Here is a 15,505-nt window from a genome sequence, read left to right as displayed (position 1 = left end):
CAGAAGCCGATCGGGAAGCCGGAAGGGGGATCAGGCGAGGCGCTCGACGATGGTGGCGATGCCCATACCGCCGCCCACGCAGAGGGTCGCCAGGCCGTAGCGCAGCTCCCGGCGCTCCAGCTCGTCGAGGAGGGTGCCGAGGATCATCGCGCCGGTGGCGCCGAGCGGGTGGCCGAGCGCGATGGCGCCGCCGTTGACGTTCACCTGGTCGTGCCGGAAGCCCAGTTCACGCATGAAGCGCAGGACGACGGCGGCGAACGCCTCGTTGATCTCCACCAGGTCGATGTCGGCGGCGGTCAGACCGGCCTTGGCGAGGGCCTTGCGGGTGGCCGGGGCGGGACCGGTGAGCATGATGGTCGGCTCGGAGCCGGAGACGGCGGCCGAGACGATCCTGGCCCGTGGGCGCAGCCCGTACCGCTCGCCGATCTCGGCGGAGCCGATGGCGACCAGGGCGGCGCCGTCGACGATGCCGGAGGAGTTGCCCGCGTGGTGCACGTGGTCGATCTGCTCGACCCAGTGGTACTTCTGCAGGGCGACGGCGTCGAAGCCGCCCGCCTCGCCGATGCCGGCGAAGGAGGGCTTGAGGGCCGCCAGCGACTCCACCGTGGTGCCGGGGCGGATGAACTCGTCGTGGTCCAGGACGACCAGTCCGTTGCGGTCCCTGACCGGGACCACGGAGCGCTCGAAGAGGCCGTCCGCCCAGGCCTTGGCGGCGCGGGCCTGCGACTCGGCCGCGTAGGCGTCCACGTCGGTGCGGGAGAAGCCCTCGACGGTGGCGATCAGGTCGGCGCCGATGCCCTGCGGAACGAAGCGCGTCTCGTAGCTGGTCATCGGGTCCATCGCCCACGCGCCGCCGTCGGAGCCCATCGGGACCCGCGACATCGACTCGACGCCGCCGGCCAGGATCAGATCCTCCCAGCCCGAACGGACCTTGGCGGCGGCCATGTTGACGGCCTCGAGCCCGGAGGCGCAGAAGCGGTTCTCCTGGACGCCGGCGACGGTGTCGGGCAGGCCGGCCGCGATCGCGGCGACCCGCGCGATGTCGGAGCCCTGGTCGCCGATCGGGCTGACCACACCGAGCACGATGTCGTCGACCGCGGCCGGGTCGAGGCCGGGGAAGCGGCGGCGCAGCTCGTGGATCAGGCCGACCACCAGGTCGATCGGCTTGGTGCCGTGCAGCGAGCCGGTGGCCTTGCCCCGGCCGCGCGGGGTGCGGACAGCGTCGTAGACGTACGCTTCGGTGGTCACGGTGGGTGCCTTTCGAGGGGGTTTCGGGGCAAGGTGGTCGGGGCCGCGGCCGGGGGCCTCAGCCGAGCAGGGAACGGCCGATGATCTCTTTCATGATCTCGGTGGTGCCGCCGTAGATGGTCTGGATCCGGCCGTCGGTGAACGCCTTGGCGACCGGGAACTCACTCATGTAGCCGTAGCCTCCGTGCAGTTGGAGGCAGCGGTCGGCGGTGCGCTTCTGCAGTTCGGTGGCCCACCACTTCGCCATCGAGGCGTCCACCGGCGTGAGGGCGAAGCGGTTGTGCTCGGTGATGCAGCGGTCGACGAACGCGCGGGTGACGGCGCACTCGGTGGCCAGCTCGGCGATCTCGAAGCGGACGTGCTGGAGCCTGGCGAGCGGACGGCCGAACGCCTCGCGCTGTTTCACGTACGCGGTGGTGATCTCCACCAGGTGCTCGGCGGCGGCGATCGCGGCGACCGCGATCGCCAGGCGCTCCTGGGCGAGGTTGCGCATCAGCGAGACGAAGGCCCCGTTCTCCTCCCCCAGCAGGTTGGACTTCGGCACCCGGACGTCGTTGAAGAACAACTCGGCGGTGTCCTGGGCCTTCTGGCCGATCTTGTCGAGGTTGCGGCCACGCTCGAAGCCGGGCGTCCCGCGCTCCACCACGAGCAGGCTGAGCCCGTGCGCGCCGCCCTCGGGGGTGGTCCTCGCCACCACCACGACCAGGTCCGAGATGATGCCGTTGGAGATGAAGGTCTTGGAGCCGTTGAGCAGGTAGTGGTCCCCCTGGTCCACCGCGTGGGTGCGGATGCCCTGGAGGTCGGAGCCGGCGCCCGGCTCGGTCATGGCGATGGCGGTGACGATCTCGCCGCTGCAGAATCCCGGCAGCCAGCGCCGGCGCTGCTCCTCGTCCGCCAGTGACGTGAGGTAGGGGCCGATGATGTCGTTGTGCAGGCCGATCGCCAGGCCGGAGGCGCCGGCCCGGGTGAACTCCTCGGCGAGGACGGCGCTGTAGCGGAAGTCGTCGCTGCCACCGCCGCCGTACTCCTGCGGTACGGCGAGGCCGAGCAGGCCCTGGGCGCCGGCGGCCGTCCACGCGGAGCGGTCGACGATGCCGGCCCGCTCCCAGCGGTCGTGGTGCGGCAGCACCTCCTTGCCCAGGAAGGCCCTGACGGTCTCCCGGAAGGCCTCGTGCTCCTCGGTGTAGATGTCTCGCTGCACTGCGAAGTCCTCTCGGGGGAACGTCGGCGGGCCCGGAGCGCCCGGGCCGGGGAGCCGGGGTCGGCCGGTCAGCGGGGCCGCAGGCCGGGGACGCCCCAGTCGCGGGCGACCTCGGCGGTGTCGGCGCCCGGTCGGGCGGGGGGCCGGCGCAGGGTGCCCGGGGTGGCGGAGAACCGGGGGGCGGGGGCGGGCTGGGTGATGCCGTCGACCTCGGTGTAGGTGCCGCGTGCCACCAGGTGCGGATGCCGGGCGGACTGACGGAGCGTCAGGACCGGCTCCACGCAGGCGTCGGTGCCGTCGAAGACCGCCGTCCACTCGGCCAGCGTGCGGGCGGCGAACCGGGTGGCGATCCTGGCCCGCAGCTCCGGCCAGCGGGCGACGTCGAACTGGCCGGGGGCGTCCGCCCCGAGGCCCAGCAGCTCGGCGAACTCGGCGTAGAACTGCGGCTCCAGGGCCCCGACCGCGAGGTGGCCGCCGTCGGACGACTCGTACACGGCGTAGCAGGGCGCGCCCCCGTCGAGCAGGTTGACGCCGCGCCGGTCCTGCCAGTGGCCGGCGGCGAGCAGGCCCCAGAGCATCGAGGTGAGATGAGCGGCGCCGTCCACGACGGCCGCGTCGACCACCTGGCCGGCTCCGCTCTCGCGGGCGTGGTGCAGCGCGGCGAGCAGTCCGACCACGAGGTAGAGCGAGCCGCCCGCGTAGTCGCCGAGCAGGTTCGCGGGGATGGCCGGCGGCCGGTCGGGCTCGCCGATCAGGCCGAGCACGCCCGCCACCGCGGCGTAGCCGATGTCGTGGCCGGCCCGGGGGGCGAGCGGGCCGTCCTGGCCCCAGCCGGTCATCCGGCCGTAGACCAGGGCCGGATTGCGGGCGAGGCAGGTTTCGGGGCCCACGCCGAGCCGCTCGGCGACCCCCGGGCGGTTGCCCTCGATCAGCAGGTGGGCGCGCTCGACCAGGTCGAGCACCAGAGCGGGTCCACCGGGGGCCTTCAGGTCGATCAGGACGGAGCGCTTGTTGCGGTTGGTCACGTCGTACGCCGGCTCGGTGCCGAGCGGGGACGGCCCGGGGCGGTCGACCCGGACGACGTCGGCGCCCAGGTCGGCGAGGAGCATGGCGGCGAACGGCCCGGGGCCGATACCGGCCAGTTCCACCACGCGTACGCCGGCGAGCGGACCGGGATCGGGCGTGCTGGCCACCGGCTGCCCCTTCGCTAGGTTTGACAGTGAAGCTGTCACACTCGCGATGATAGATAAGCGACCGGCCAGTAACAAGGCCGACGCTCCATGCTTCTCCGGCCGGTTTCCACACCGGGCCACCGGGTCGCCACCCGCCGTGGGCACGAGTGTTCCCCCGCACTCCTACCAGTCAGTAGAGTGCGACGACCACGACGCCCCACTCCCCGACGCGGTGCCCCACGGCCCCGAAGAGAACAGGTGACAGCATGCCGATCTGGACCCGACCCGCGCTCTGGTGGCGCCTGGCCATCGTGATCTCGGCGGCGACGGGCATCACCCTCGGCACCGCCTCCCTGGTCTACTTCACCGTCCAGAGCAACGTGTTCGTCGTGGGCTACTTCGCCGGCGCGGTCTACTGGATGAAGCGGCGCGGGACCGTCGACGCCCCCGCGCCCCGGCTGCGCGGCGCCGTCACGCTGTACATCCTGATCACCGGCCTGGTCTCGCACATCCTGCTGGAGCACGGCGCGAACCCGCTGCCCGGGCTCTTCGACGGCCCGGACCGGCTGCAGCACTGGTCGTCCTTCTTCCTGCACTACGTCACGCCGGTGATGGTGATCATCGACTGGCTGACCCTGCGTCCGCGCAACGCCTCGCACTGGCGTGACATCCCGCTCTGGCTGGCCTTCCCGCTCGGATACGCGGGAGTCGTGATGGCCCGCGCGGCGCTGTTCTCCAACTACCCGACCCCGTACCCGTACTTCTTCTTCGACCCGACCACCAAGGGCTACGGCTACGTGTGGGGCCAGATCGCGCTGCTCACCGTCGAGTTCGTGGTCCTCGCGGCCGTCGTGGTCGGCCTGGACCGGCTCGGCACCCTGGTCGCGGGCAGGCTCCGGCCGGCCCCCGTCGAGGCGTAGCAGCGCTACCGTGGGGGCACGCGGCCGGGAGTGACGGAGCAGTGCGCCACCCCCGGCTCCTGGTCGGGAGCGTCGGAGGGTGCCATGCCGGACGAACCGGATGTCTGGAGCGGGACAGCGCCGTGGATCCACCGCGTCGACGACGGATCCGCGACCCGGCCCCACTGGCCGCTCCCGCCGCCGGGCACCTGCTACGTCGCCCACCTGGACGGCGCGCGGATGCGCGACAGCCAGGGGGTGTTCGAGGAGTTCGCCCGCGCCCTGCGCTTCCCGGTCCACTTCGGGTGGAACTGGGCGGCCTTCCACGAGTGCGTGCGGGACCTCTCCTGGATGCCGAGCCGGCACTACCTGGTCGTGGTCGCGGACGCCGGGCAGTTGCTGGCCGACGAACCGGACGAGCTGAAGCTGTTCCTGGGCCTGATGGACGGCACCGGACGCTCCTGGAGCCGCCGGCCGGACCGCCCGGCCGTGGCCTTCAACCTGCTGCTGATCCGATGATCCCCCGGGCCGGCCGGACCGCGTCTCCCGGCGGATCGGCGCGCGGGGCCGGAGCGGCCCGACCCCGCGCACCGGCCCGGCCCGTCACCGCCGCCCGGCCCGTCACATCGCCACAGCCCGTCACCGCCGCCCGGCCCGTCACATCGGCTCGACCGTCCGCAGCCCCCCGTCCAGCTCCAGCCAGCGGGTGATGCCCAGACCCCGCAGGAACGGCAGGTCGTGGCTGGCCACCAGGAGGGCTCCCTCGTACGCGGCGAGGGCCTGGGTGAGCTGGCGGACGCTGGCGAGGTCGAGGTTGTTGGTCGGCTCGTCGAGCAGCAGCAGCTGGGGCGGCGGGTCGGCGAGCAGCAGGGCGGCGAGCGTCGCCCGGAACCGCTCGCCACCGGAGAGGGTGGCCGCGAGCTGTTCGGCCTTGGCGCCACGGAACAGGAAGCGGGCCAGCCGGGCCCGGATCGCGTTGTCCCCGGCACCGGGGGCGAAGGCCTTGACGTTGTCGGCCACGCTCAGGGTGTCGTCCAGCAGGTCGAGCCGCTGCGGGAGGTGGCGCAGCGGTACCGGCGTGCTGATCTCCCCCGCCTGTGCGGCGACCTCACCCGCGATGGTGCGCAGCAGGGTCGTCTTGCCGGAGCCGTTGCGGCCGACGAGTGCGATCCGCTCGGCGCCGCGCACCTCCAGGTCCGCGGTGACGCCGTACGGCAGCCGGACCCGGTCGAGGGAGAGCACCGTGCGCCCGGCGGGGACCGCCGTCCGGGGCAGGTCCACGCGGATCTCGGCGTCGTCGCGGACGGCCTCCTCGGCGGCGCTGAGCCGCTGCCTCGCCTCGTCGAGCCGCTCGGTGTGGATGCCCTGGAGGCGCCCGGTGGTCTCCTGGTTCTGGCGTTTGAACTTGCCCGCGAAGATCTTCGGGTCGTTGCGGGTGACGGCGCGCTTCTTTCCGTAGCCGGCGCTGCGCTCCTGCCTGGTCCTGGAGTCGACCAGGTCCCGCTTCTGGCGCTGGACGTCGGCCTCGGCCGTGCGGACCAGCCGCTCCGCCGTCTCCTGCTGGGCCGCCACCGTGTGCTCGTACGCGGCGAAGTTGCCGCCGTACCAGGTGACGGCGCCGTCGCGCAGGTCGGCGATCTGGTCGACGTGCTGGAGGAGTTCGCGGTCGTGACTGACGATCACCATGACCCCGCCCCAGGACGCGACCGTCTCGTAGAGCCGCTCCCGGGCCGCGAGGTCGAGGTTGTTGGTGGGCTCGTCCAGCAGCAGCACGTCCGGGCGGCGCAGCAGCAGGGCCGCCAGACGCAGCAACACGGCTTCACCGCCCGAGAGTTCACCGGTGGTTCGGTCGAGCTCCAACCGGGTGAGACCGAGCCGGTCGAGGGTGGCGCGGGCGCGTTCCTCGACGTCCCAGTCGTCACCGACCGCGTCGTAGTGGCGGGTGTCGGGGTCGCCGGCCTCGATGGCGTGCAGCGCTTCGCGGGTGGCCCGGACGCCCAGTGCCTCGTCCACCCGCAGGGTGGTGTCGAGCGTCAGCCCCTGCGGGAGGTGGCCGAGTTCGCCGACGGTGCGCACGGTACCCCGGGTGGGGGTGAGTTCACCGGCGAGCAGCCGCAGCAGCGTGGACTTGCCGGCGCCGTTGAGGCCGATCAGGCCGGTGCGCCCGGGACCGATCGCCAGGTGGAGCCCGTCGAAGACGCCGCTGCCGTCGGGCCACTCGAAGCCGAGGTCGGTGCAGAGTACGGAGGTGGTGGTCGGATGAGCCATGGATGGTCTCCCGGAATGGTTGCTGGGGGGGGGGAGGTAGCAACACGGGAGACACCGCGGGGCGGGTGCGGGGGTGCGGGGGAACCCGGCGAGGGGCGGCCCGGCCCTACGGGGCCGGCCTGCCGCTGCGGTTCAGCACTGAGGTCGCACGCTCGCGCGCCGCGCTCGATCGGCGCGGGGGGCGGTGTCTCGGGACCTCAGTGGAGCAACGGCCTTCTCCTGTTCTGGCGGGTGTCGGATTCCACGCTAAGGGCGCCGCCACGGGCGCGCAACGGACTTTCGTCCCGCCCGGGCCGCACGCGCCCCGCACACGCGCCCCGCCGGTGAGCCGGGGGGTGGCTGCCGTCGGCACCGACCCGACATGGGAGACTCCCTGCTGCCGGACCGGCGGCCCTGGGCCGTTCGGGGGAGTTCTAGGGGGAAATGATTTCGTGTCATCCAATGTTCGTACTGCCCGCATCGCCCGTACCGCCCGCACGACCCGCACCGCGCTGGCCGCGTCGGTCGCCGCGCTGACCCTGCTGGCCGTGTCCGGCTGCGGCCCGGACAACGACCAGGCGGACGGCCCCGGCAACGCCGCCGGCCCGAACGCGACCGCCGCGCCGATCAAGCTGCCGAGTGCGGACGAGCTGAAGAACTGGAAGTTCGACGACTGGGACAAGTGGGCCCAGCAGAACGTCATCACCCCGGCCGTCCAGGGCTTCTGGGACCTCCAGAAGATCATGCAGGCGCAGCCGGCCAAGCCGCTGGCGCCGGCCGCGCCGAGCGTTCAGCCGTCGAGGACCGCACAGCCGTCCGCCACTGCGTCGAAGGCCGGTCGGCCGTCCACGGCCGCGCCGTCGGCCGCACCGCAGCCGGTGTCGGACGACGGCGGCGAGGACCCGCGGCCGTCGCCGATCACGCCCAAGGCCGTCCCGCACCCGTACAGCAAGTACCAGGTCAACGGGAAGATCTTCTTCGAGGACGGCGACAAGTCGTACGTCTGCTCCGGCACCGTGGTCTCCGACCCCGCGCACCCGGGCAAGAGCAATCTGGTGTGGACCGCGAGCCACTGCCTGCACAGCGGCAAGGGCGGCAAGTTCCACACCAACATCACCTTCGCCCCGGCGTTCAACAGCTCGGGCGCGGCCAGCAACGGCAAGAGCACCACCCAGACGCTGGCCGAGCCGTTCGGCGAGTGGGGCGTGGTCGACGCGGTCACCTCCCCGCAGTGGCCGGGCGAGGCCGACGCCGAGAGGGGCGGGGCCTGGAGCCAGTACGACTTCGGCATCATGCGGGTGGCCAACCCGTCCGCCGGGGGCAAGTCGCTGGAGGAGACCGTCGGCGGCTCGGTGCCGGTGTGGTTCAACGCGCCGCGTGACCAGCTGAGCGCCGTCAGCAACTACGGCTATCCGGCGGCCCCGCCCTTCGACGGCGCCGAGCTCAACCACTGCGACGGCGGCAGGCCCGTCCGGACGTCCTCCGACGCGACCCGCCCGTCGATGCTCACCATCGGCTGCCGGATGACCGCCGGCGACAGCGGCGGCGCCTGGTACGCCGCCAAGGACGGCAGGAACTACCTGGTCAGCGACACCTCGATCGGTGGCGAGGACAACACCTGGGAGGCCGGCCCGTACCTGGACGACGTGGCGGCGCACGCCTTCGACTACTTCACCAAGAAGAAGTGACCGCGAGGCGGTGACGTGGCGCACACCTCGGTGCGCGCGAAGGGCCCCGGGGGCCGCGGTGACCGCCGCGGCCCCCGGGGCCCTTTCGGACGGGATCACGCGATCATGCCCCGGCCTCCTATGATCGGGGCATCATGAGCGCCACTCTCGTAGTCAAAGACCTGAGCGCCGGCCACGGCGACCGCACCCTCTTCTCCGGGCTCGACCTGGTCGTCGCCCCCGGCGACGTCATCGGCCTGGTCGGGGCCAACGGCGCGGGCAAGTCGACCCTGCTGCGGCTGATGGCCGGCCTGGACACCCCGGAGGGCGGCTCGCTCAGGCTCAGCCCGCCGAGCGCCAACATCGGCCACCTCCCGCAGGAGCCGGAGCGCCGGGCGGGCGAGTCCGTCCGGGACTTCCTGGCCCGGCGCACCGGCGTCGCCGCCGCGCAGGCCGCGCTGGACGAGGCCACCGAGGGCCTGGTCGAGGGCCGCCCCGGAGCGGACGACGCCTACGCGGTGAGCCTGGACCGCTGGCTGGACCTGGGCGGCGCCGATCTGGAGGAGCGCGCCGAGGAGGTCGCCGACTCGCTCGGGCTGAAGATCGGCCTCGACCTGCCGATGACCGCGCTCTCCGGCGGCCAGGCCGCCCGGGCCGGCCTGGCCTCGCTGCTGCTCTCCCGCTACGACCTCTTCCTGCTGGACGAGCCCACCAACGACCTCGACCTGGACGGCCTGGAGCGGCTGGAGGCCTTCGTCAAGGGCCTGCGCGCGGGCACCGTCCTGATCAGCCACGACCGCGAGTTCCTGGCCCGCACCGCGACCAAGGTGCTGGAGCTGGACCTCGCCCAGCAGCAGGTCAACCTGTACGGCGGCGGCTACGACGCGTACCTGGACGAGCGCGCGGTGGCCCGCCGGCACGCCCGCGAGGACTACGAGGAGTACGCCGACACCAAGGCGGGCCTGGAGGCCCGCGCCCGGATGCAGCGCGGCTGGATGGAGAACGGCGTGCGCAACGCCCGCCGCAAGTCCGGCGACAACGACAAACTCGGCCGCAACATGCGCTCGGAGTCCACCGAGAAGCAGGCCGCCAAGGCCCGCCAGACCCAGCGGATGATCGAGCGGCTGGACACGGTGGAGGAGCCCCGCAAGGAGTGGGAGCTGCGGATGGAGATCGCCGCCGCGCCGCGCTCCGGCTCGGTGGTGGCCACCCTGCGCGGGGCGAGCGTGAAGCGCGGGGACTTCGGCTTCGGGCCGGTGGACCTGCAGATCGACTGGGCGGACCGGATCGCCATCACCGGCGCCAACGGGGCCGGCAAGTCCACCCTGCTGGCCGCCCTGCTCGGCCGCCTCGAACTGGACGGCGGCAGCAGCGTGCTCGGCTCCGGCGTCGTGGTCGGCGAGGTCGACCAGGCCCGCGGCCTCTTCCTGGGCGGGGAGCCGCTGTCGGCCGCCTTCGAGGCGGCGGTGCCGGAGCTGTCCCCCGAGGAGGTCCGCACCCTGCTGGCCAAGTTCGGGCTCAAGGCGTTCCACGTGGTACGCCCCGCCGCGACCCTCTCCCCCGGCGAGCGCACCCGGGCGGCGCTGGCGCTGCTCCAGGCGCGCGGGGTGAACCTGCTGGTACTGGACGAGCCCACCAACCACCTGGACCTGCCGGCGATCGAGCAGTTGGAGTCCGCCCTCTCGTCCTACACCGGGACGCTGCTGCTGGTCACGCACGACCGGCGGATGCTGGAGGCGGTCACCGTCAACCGCCGGATCGAGGTCCGCGGCGGCCTGGTCCACGAGAGCTGACGGCGGCGCCGGCCGGCGGGGCGGTCGGGCCGGCCGCACCCTTTCGCCGACGCTCCGTCATGTGCTGTGCTGGCGGACATGGTTGACAGCACAGCGGCCGGGAGCTCGTACCCGAGCGTCCCGCACCGCCCGATGACGGTGCCCGCCCACGAGGCCGAGGCACGCAGCAGGTCCTTCCACGACGTGATGGCCCGGCGCCGGACCGTCCGCGACTACTCGGCCCGGCCCGTCCCGGACGGCGTCATCGAGTGGGCGGTCCGGACGGCGTCCACCGCACCCAGCGGGGCGCACGTCCAGCCGTGGCGATTCGTGGTGATCACCGATCCGGAGCGCAAGCGGCTCCTGCGGGCGGCGGCCGAGGACGAGGAGCGCGCCTTCTACACTCACCGCGCCTCGGCCGAGTGGCTCGCCGCCCTCGCGCCGATCGGCACCGACTGGCGCAAACCCTTCCTGGAGGAGGCCCCGGCGGTGATCGTGGTCTTCGAGGTGCACAAGGGGCCGGACTCACCCCGCCCCTACTACACCAAGGAGTCGGTCGGCATCGCCGTCGGCCTGCTGCTCGCGACCCTGCACCAGGCCGGACTGGCCACCCTCACCCACACGCCCAGCCCGATGCGGTTCCTCAACGAGGTCTGCGAGCGCCCGGCCGAGGAGCGCGCCGCCTACGTGATCCCGGTCGGCTACCCGGCGGAGGGCGCACGGGTACCGGATCTGCGCCGTAAGGCGCTCGACGAGGTGCTGGTGCGCCTCTGAGCGCCCCGGCGGGCTCCACCTGAAGCGAAACCTGCTGGTCAGCAGCTTGAGCAGGCGGACATAATCGTGTCATGAGCCACTCACCCGCCGTGCCCGCCGAGATCACCACGGGCCGCCCGCCCGAGCTGCTGCCCACCACCGCCGGGGTGTCCCTGCAGCGCCGGACCGTGGCACACGCACCGGCCCTGAACGCGGCGGTGGTCGCCGACCTCGACCACCTGCGGCCCTGGATGGAGTGGGCGGACCGGGCCCCGCTCCCCGAGCGCACCGTGGAGATGACCCGGGCCGGCATCGCCGCCTGGGACGCCGGCACCGACTTCATGTACCTGGCCGTCGCGGACGCCGAACCGGGCAGGGTCGTCGGCGCGTTCGGCCTGCACGGCCGGATCGGCCCCGGCGCGCTCGAACTCGGCTACTGGGTCGGCAGCGACCACGTCGGCCGGGGCATCGCCACCGCCGCCGCCCGGGCGCTGACCGCGGCCGCCCTCGCGCTGCCCGGGATCGAGCGGGTGGAGATCCACTGCGACGAGGCGAACGGCCCCAGCGCCGCCGTGCCGCGCAAGCTCGGCTACCGGCTCGACCGGGTGGTCGACGCCCCGGTGACCGCCCCGGCCGAGACCGGCCGCAAGCTGATCTGGCTCATGGAGCGGGGCGCGGCGGCCTGACCGGCGGCGGACGCCAGGGTGGTCGTCGGTACCGTCCGCCGGTCGGCGCCGGCAGCGGTCGTCAGTACCGGCCGCCGGTGGGCGCCGGCAGTGCGTCCAGCTCGGCGCGGTCCTCGGCGGTGAGCACCAGATCGGCCGAGGCCGCGTTGTCCGCCAGGTACCTGGGCGTCTTGGTGCCCGGGATCGGCAGGACGTAGCGGCCCTGCGCCAGCACCCAGGCGAGCGCCACCTGCGCGGGCGTGGCGCCGTACCGGGCGGCGATCGCCGCGACCGCGTCCACCAGGGCCAGGTTGGCCTTCAGCGCGTCCTGCTGGAAACGCGGCAGCGTACGCCGCCAGTCGTCGGCGGGCAGGTCGTCGGGGGAGCCGAAGCGGCCGGTCAGAAAGCCCCGGCCGAGCGGCGAGAAGGGCAGGAAGGCGATGCCCTGCTCCTCCGTGTACGGCAGCACCTCGGTCAGCGGGTCACGGGTCCACAGGGAGAGTTCGGACTGCACCGAGGCCACCGGGTGGACGCTCTGGGCCCGCTTGATCTCCTCGACGGTGACCTCCGAGAGGCCGATCCGCCGGGCCTTGCCGGCCGTCACCGCCTCGGCGAGCGCGCCCCAGCTCTCCTCGATCGGCACCTCGGGGTCGACCCGGTGCAACTGGTAGAGGTCGACGTGGTCGGTGCCGAGCCGGCGCAGACTGTCGTCGATCGAGCGGCGGATGTGCTCGGGCCGGCCGTTGCGCCGGACCAGTTCGTCCCCCTCGCCGGGGACCAGGCCCACCTTGGTGGCGAGCACCGTCCGCTCGCGGTACGGGCCGGCCAGCGCGGCGCCGACCAGCTCCTCGTTGCTGTACGGGCCGTAGATGTCGGCCGTGTCGAGCAGCGTGACACCGAGGTCGAGCGCGGTCCGGATCACCGTGGTGGAGGTGGCGTCGTCCCGGCCGGTGGGGTCGTAGGCGAAGGTCATCCCCATGCAGCCGAGGCCGACCACGCCGACCTCGGGGCCGCCCTCGCCGAGTGTGCTGGTGCGCATGACTGATACTCCCTCAGTTGTCGGTCGCGTACGGGCACCAGCATGCCCCTTCGAGTGCACTCCAGGGCAAGCACCGCCGCCGCGCCGGGACTTGGGCCGGCCGGGTGGCGGGTCGCTCGCCGTCACCCGGGGCGGGCGGCTCGGCGGGCCCAAGCAGCCCCGGCGGACCCCTCCCGGCCCCCTCGACGCACCCGGACCCGGCCCCGCCGCTCTCGCGACGGGGCCGGGTCCGGGATCCGGGTGGGACGGGGCAGTCGGGCCGGATCAGCCCAGGCTGCTCGCCACCGCGTTCAGCAGGGTGCCGGAGGTGTCGTCGTTCTCCAGCGAGAAGGCGAACATGCCGCCCAGGCCCTTGGACTTGGCGTACGCGCCACGGGCCTGGATGGCCTGCGGGGTGTCACCCGTCCAGAAGTTGGTGCCGTCGTAGATCCAGGAGCTCTCGGTGGTGGCGTCCCAGTGGGTGGTGGCGGCGGTCGGGCTGAGCTCCTTCCAGGCGGCCAGACCGGCCTCCTGGCTCAGCGCCTTGGCCGCGGTCGGGCCGGTCGCGCTCTGGTACAGGCCGTAGTCGGAGCCGGCGGGCACCCCGGTCCAGCCGCGCCAGTAGAACGGGATGCCGAGCACGATCTTGGAGGCCGGGAAGCCGCCGGGGATGCCGTACTCGGGCAGGCCGGTGGTGTACGCGGCGAGCGTGGTGTCCACGTTGTACTTGCGGGTGCCCGGGGCGATCGGCGTGGTCGGGTCGGCGGCACTGTCGTGCAGCGGGTCCTGGTGGTTGGTCGGGCCGGTGGCGTCCCAGGAGCCGTGCATGTCGTAGCTCATGATGTCGGCGTGGTCGAGGTACGCGCCGATCTTGTCGGTCTCGATGTAGTTGATCTTGTCCTGGCCGCTCGGCAGGGCCGCGGTCAGCAGGAACCTCTTGCCCACGGTCGAGCCGTAGGAGTCCAGCTGGGTGCGGAACTCCTTCAGCAGGAGGGTGAAGTTGGCCTTGTCGGCGGCCGTGTAGTGGTTGCCGGTGTGGCCGCCCGCCGAGCCGGGGTACTCCCAGTCGATGTCGATGCCGTCGAAGAGACCGGCGGCCGAGGCGACGCCGCCGGAGGCGTCACCCGCGATGTTCTTGGGCAGGTTGCCCTTCATGAACATGTCGATGCAGGAGGAGACGAAGGCCTTCCGCGAGGCGTCCGTGGCGGCCGCGTCGGAGAAGTACTTCGAGTAGGTCCAGCCGCCCAGCGACATCGTGAACCGCAGGTTGGGGTACTTGGCCTTGAGCTGGCGCAGCTGGTTGAAGTTGCCCTTGATGGGCTGCTCCCAGCTGTCGGCCGTGCCGTCCACGCTGTCGGCGGCCGCGTAGGTGTCCTGGTAGTCGGCGTACGCGTCGCCCGCGCCGTCGCCGGCGTTGGGGTTCTCCTCGTGCGCCGCGTCGGAGGCCTTGACCGCCTCGAAGCAGGTGTGCGACGTGGGGTCGATGTTGCCGAACGCGTAGGTGATCACGTCGAGCTTGCCGGCCGCGCCGCTGGTGCCGACGTTCTTCGGGTAGTAGGCGTTCTCGTAGATGCCCCACTGGTCGAAGTACGCCGACTTGAACGGCGTCGCGGCCGGCGCTGCCGCCGTGGTGGTGCTCACCGGGGCGGACTGGCCGGAGGCGTGGCCGCTCGCGTCGTAGCCCTGCACGGTGTACGTGTACGAGGTGTTCGGGAGCAGCGAGCTGACGGCCACCTGGGTCCCCATCGAGGTCGCCACGACCTGGCCGTTGGCCCACACCTTGTACGCGGCCGTGTCGCCGTTCTGCGAGTTGTCGGTGGACGGCTTCCAGCTCAGCACGATCGCGTTGTGGGTCACCTTGCCCACGGTCACACCGGTGGGCGTGGTCACCTTGCCGTCGCCGGTCGGGCCGCTGGTGCCGGTGGCCGTGGCGGTGGCACTCGGGCTGCCGCTGCTCGTGGGGCTCGCGCTGCCCGAGGGGCTGCTGCTGGGCGAGGCGCTGGCCGACGCACTGGCGGAGGCCGAGGCGGAGGCACTGGCCGACGCGGAGGCGGAGGCACTCGGGCTCGCGGTGGTGCCGGCCGGGCCGGTCAGGCTCAGGTCGTCCGCCTTGAACGCCCCCTGGCCGTACCACCCGTGGGTGAAGACGGTCACCGAGGTGGTGGCCGCACCGGTGGTGAAGGAGGTGGACAGCTGGCTCCAGGCGGCGGCCGAGGGCGCCCAGACGCTGGAGTTCACGCCCGTCCCGGTCGCGCCGAGGTAGACGTAGCTGCCCTGGACCCAGGCCGACAGGGTGTACGCCGTGTTCGGCAGGACGGTCACGGTCTGCTGGCACTGGCCGGTGTCGGACGCCGAGGCGCCGCCGTTCAGCGCGTACGAGCCGCTGTGCACGGGGGTGGTCACGACGGAGCCGTTGGAGCAGGTCCAGCCGCTGAGCGTGCCGGTCTCCAGGCCGGGGTTGGCCAGCAGGTTCACGGTGGCGGCCGAGGCGGCGCCGTACGTGGTGGCGAGCGCCGCGCCCGTGGTGGCGAGCACGGCGGCGACGGCCAGCGCGCCGGCCCGGCGGCTGGGGGTGACCCGGTGCGCGGACGCGCGCTCGGGTGTGGCTCGTTCGAGCATGGAAGGTCCTCCGGAGACGTGGGGTTTTCCGGCGGTGCAAGCGACCCGGGATGGATCGGCGGGGAGCCCGGGCGGGTGGGAGCCCTGTGGGGGTGGGATCTGCAAACGGGGACGTGCGGGGGTGGAACGGATGCGGTGGAACCGGTGCCGCGTGAGGCCGAGGACGGCGGGCGCGGCGCCGCACCAAAGATTGGACTGGACCAATAATCGCCGTCAAGGGTCACCCCCTCTCCCGCCTCCCCGC

At 73.0% G+C, this 15,505-nt stretch carries 12 protein-coding genes; 6 read left to right on the top strand and 6 right to left on the bottom strand.

Annotated features, from left to right (window positions below; all coding sequences use genetic code 11):
* Positions 1-30: 30 nt before the first annotated feature.
* From OG823_RS26960 to OG823_RS26950, 3 genes are all read right to left on the bottom strand, one after another.
* Positions 31-1,248 carry an acetyl-CoA C-acetyltransferase gene (locus tag OG823_RS26960; RefSeq protein ID WP_371482543.1) on the bottom strand — a complete coding sequence of 406 codons (1,218 nt, stop codon included), beginning with the start codon at positions 1,246-1,248 and terminating at the stop codon, positions 31-33.
* A gap of 58 nt (positions 1,249-1,306) precedes the next feature.
* A complete protein-coding gene (locus tag OG823_RS26955) occupies positions 1,307-2,449 on the bottom strand; it encodes an acyl-CoA dehydrogenase family protein (protein WP_371482541.1) in 1,143 nt (380 codons plus the stop codon).
* Positions 2,450-2,517: 68 nt separating this feature from the next.
* Positions 2,518-3,642 (bottom strand): CaiB/BaiF CoA transferase family protein, encoded by a 1,125-nt coding sequence (locus OG823_RS26950; RefSeq protein WP_371482539.1) that lies wholly within the window; start codon positions 3,640-3,642, stop codon positions 2,518-2,520.
* A 245-nt stretch (positions 3,643-3,887) separates the two neighbouring features.
* Here OG823_RS26950 and OG823_RS26945 point away from each other — a divergent pair, with 245 nt between their 5' ends.
* Positions 3,888-4,541 (top strand): Pr6Pr family membrane protein, encoded by a 654-nt coding sequence (locus OG823_RS26945; RefSeq protein WP_371482537.1) that lies wholly within the window; start codon positions 3,888-3,890, stop codon positions 4,539-4,541.
* A gap of 84 nt (positions 4,542-4,625) precedes the next feature.
* Positions 4,626-5,039, top strand: coding sequence for a barstar family protein (locus OG823_RS26940; protein WP_371482535.1), 414 nt, complete (start codon positions 4,626-4,628; stop codon positions 5,037-5,039).
* 138 nt (positions 5,040-5,177) lie between these two features.
* On the opposite strand, the gene OG823_RS26935 is transcribed toward OG823_RS26940, so the two are convergent.
* Complete coding sequence (locus OG823_RS26935; protein WP_371482533.1) at positions 5,178-6,788, bottom strand: ABC-F family ATP-binding cassette domain-containing protein; 1,611 nt, start codon at positions 6,786-6,788, stop codon at positions 5,178-5,180.
* 431 nt (positions 6,789-7,219) lie between these two features.
* Between OG823_RS26935 and OG823_RS26930 the strand changes: the two genes are divergently transcribed.
* From OG823_RS26930 to OG823_RS26915, 4 genes are all read left to right on the top strand, one after another.
* Positions 7,220-8,455: a serine protease gene (locus OG823_RS26930; protein ID WP_371482532.1), complete on the top strand. Its 1,236-nt coding sequence runs from the start codon at positions 7,220-7,222 to the stop codon at positions 8,453-8,455.
* Between the two features lie 134 nt (positions 8,456-8,589).
* Complete coding sequence (locus tag OG823_RS26925) at positions 8,590-10,227, top strand: ABC-F family ATP-binding cassette domain-containing protein (protein WP_371482530.1); 1,638 nt, start codon at positions 8,590-8,592, stop codon at positions 10,225-10,227.
* 78 nt (positions 10,228-10,305) lie between these two features.
* A complete protein-coding gene (locus OG823_RS26920; RefSeq protein ID WP_371482528.1) occupies positions 10,306-10,980 on the top strand; it encodes a nitroreductase family protein in 675 nt (224 codons plus the stop codon).
* 71 nt (positions 10,981-11,051) lie between these two features.
* Entirely contained in the window at positions 11,052-11,645 is a 594-nt protein-coding gene (locus OG823_RS26915) for a GNAT family N-acetyltransferase (protein WP_371482526.1), read from the top strand.
* Positions 11,646-11,706: 61 nt separating this feature from the next.
* Here OG823_RS26915 and OG823_RS26910 read toward each other — a convergent pair whose 3' ends face one another.
* Entirely contained in the window at positions 11,707-12,663 is a 957-nt protein-coding gene (locus OG823_RS26910; protein ID WP_371482525.1) for an aldo/keto reductase, read from the bottom strand.
* Positions 12,664-12,927: 264 nt separating this feature from the next.
* On the bottom strand, positions 12,928-15,261 hold the full coding sequence (locus tag OG823_RS26905; protein WP_371482524.1) for a glycosyl hydrolase family 18 protein: 2,334 nt from the start codon (positions 15,259-15,261) through the stop codon (positions 12,928-12,930).
* Positions 15,262-15,505: the final 244 nt, after the last annotated feature.

Origin of the sequence: Kitasatospora sp. NBC_00315, from assembly GCF_041435095.1 — a bacterium.
Lineage (GTDB): Bacteria > Actinomycetota > Actinomycetes > Streptomycetales > Streptomycetaceae > Kitasatospora.
Note: the sequence above shows the minus strand (reverse complement) of the source record. Positions and strands in the feature narration are given on the sequence as shown.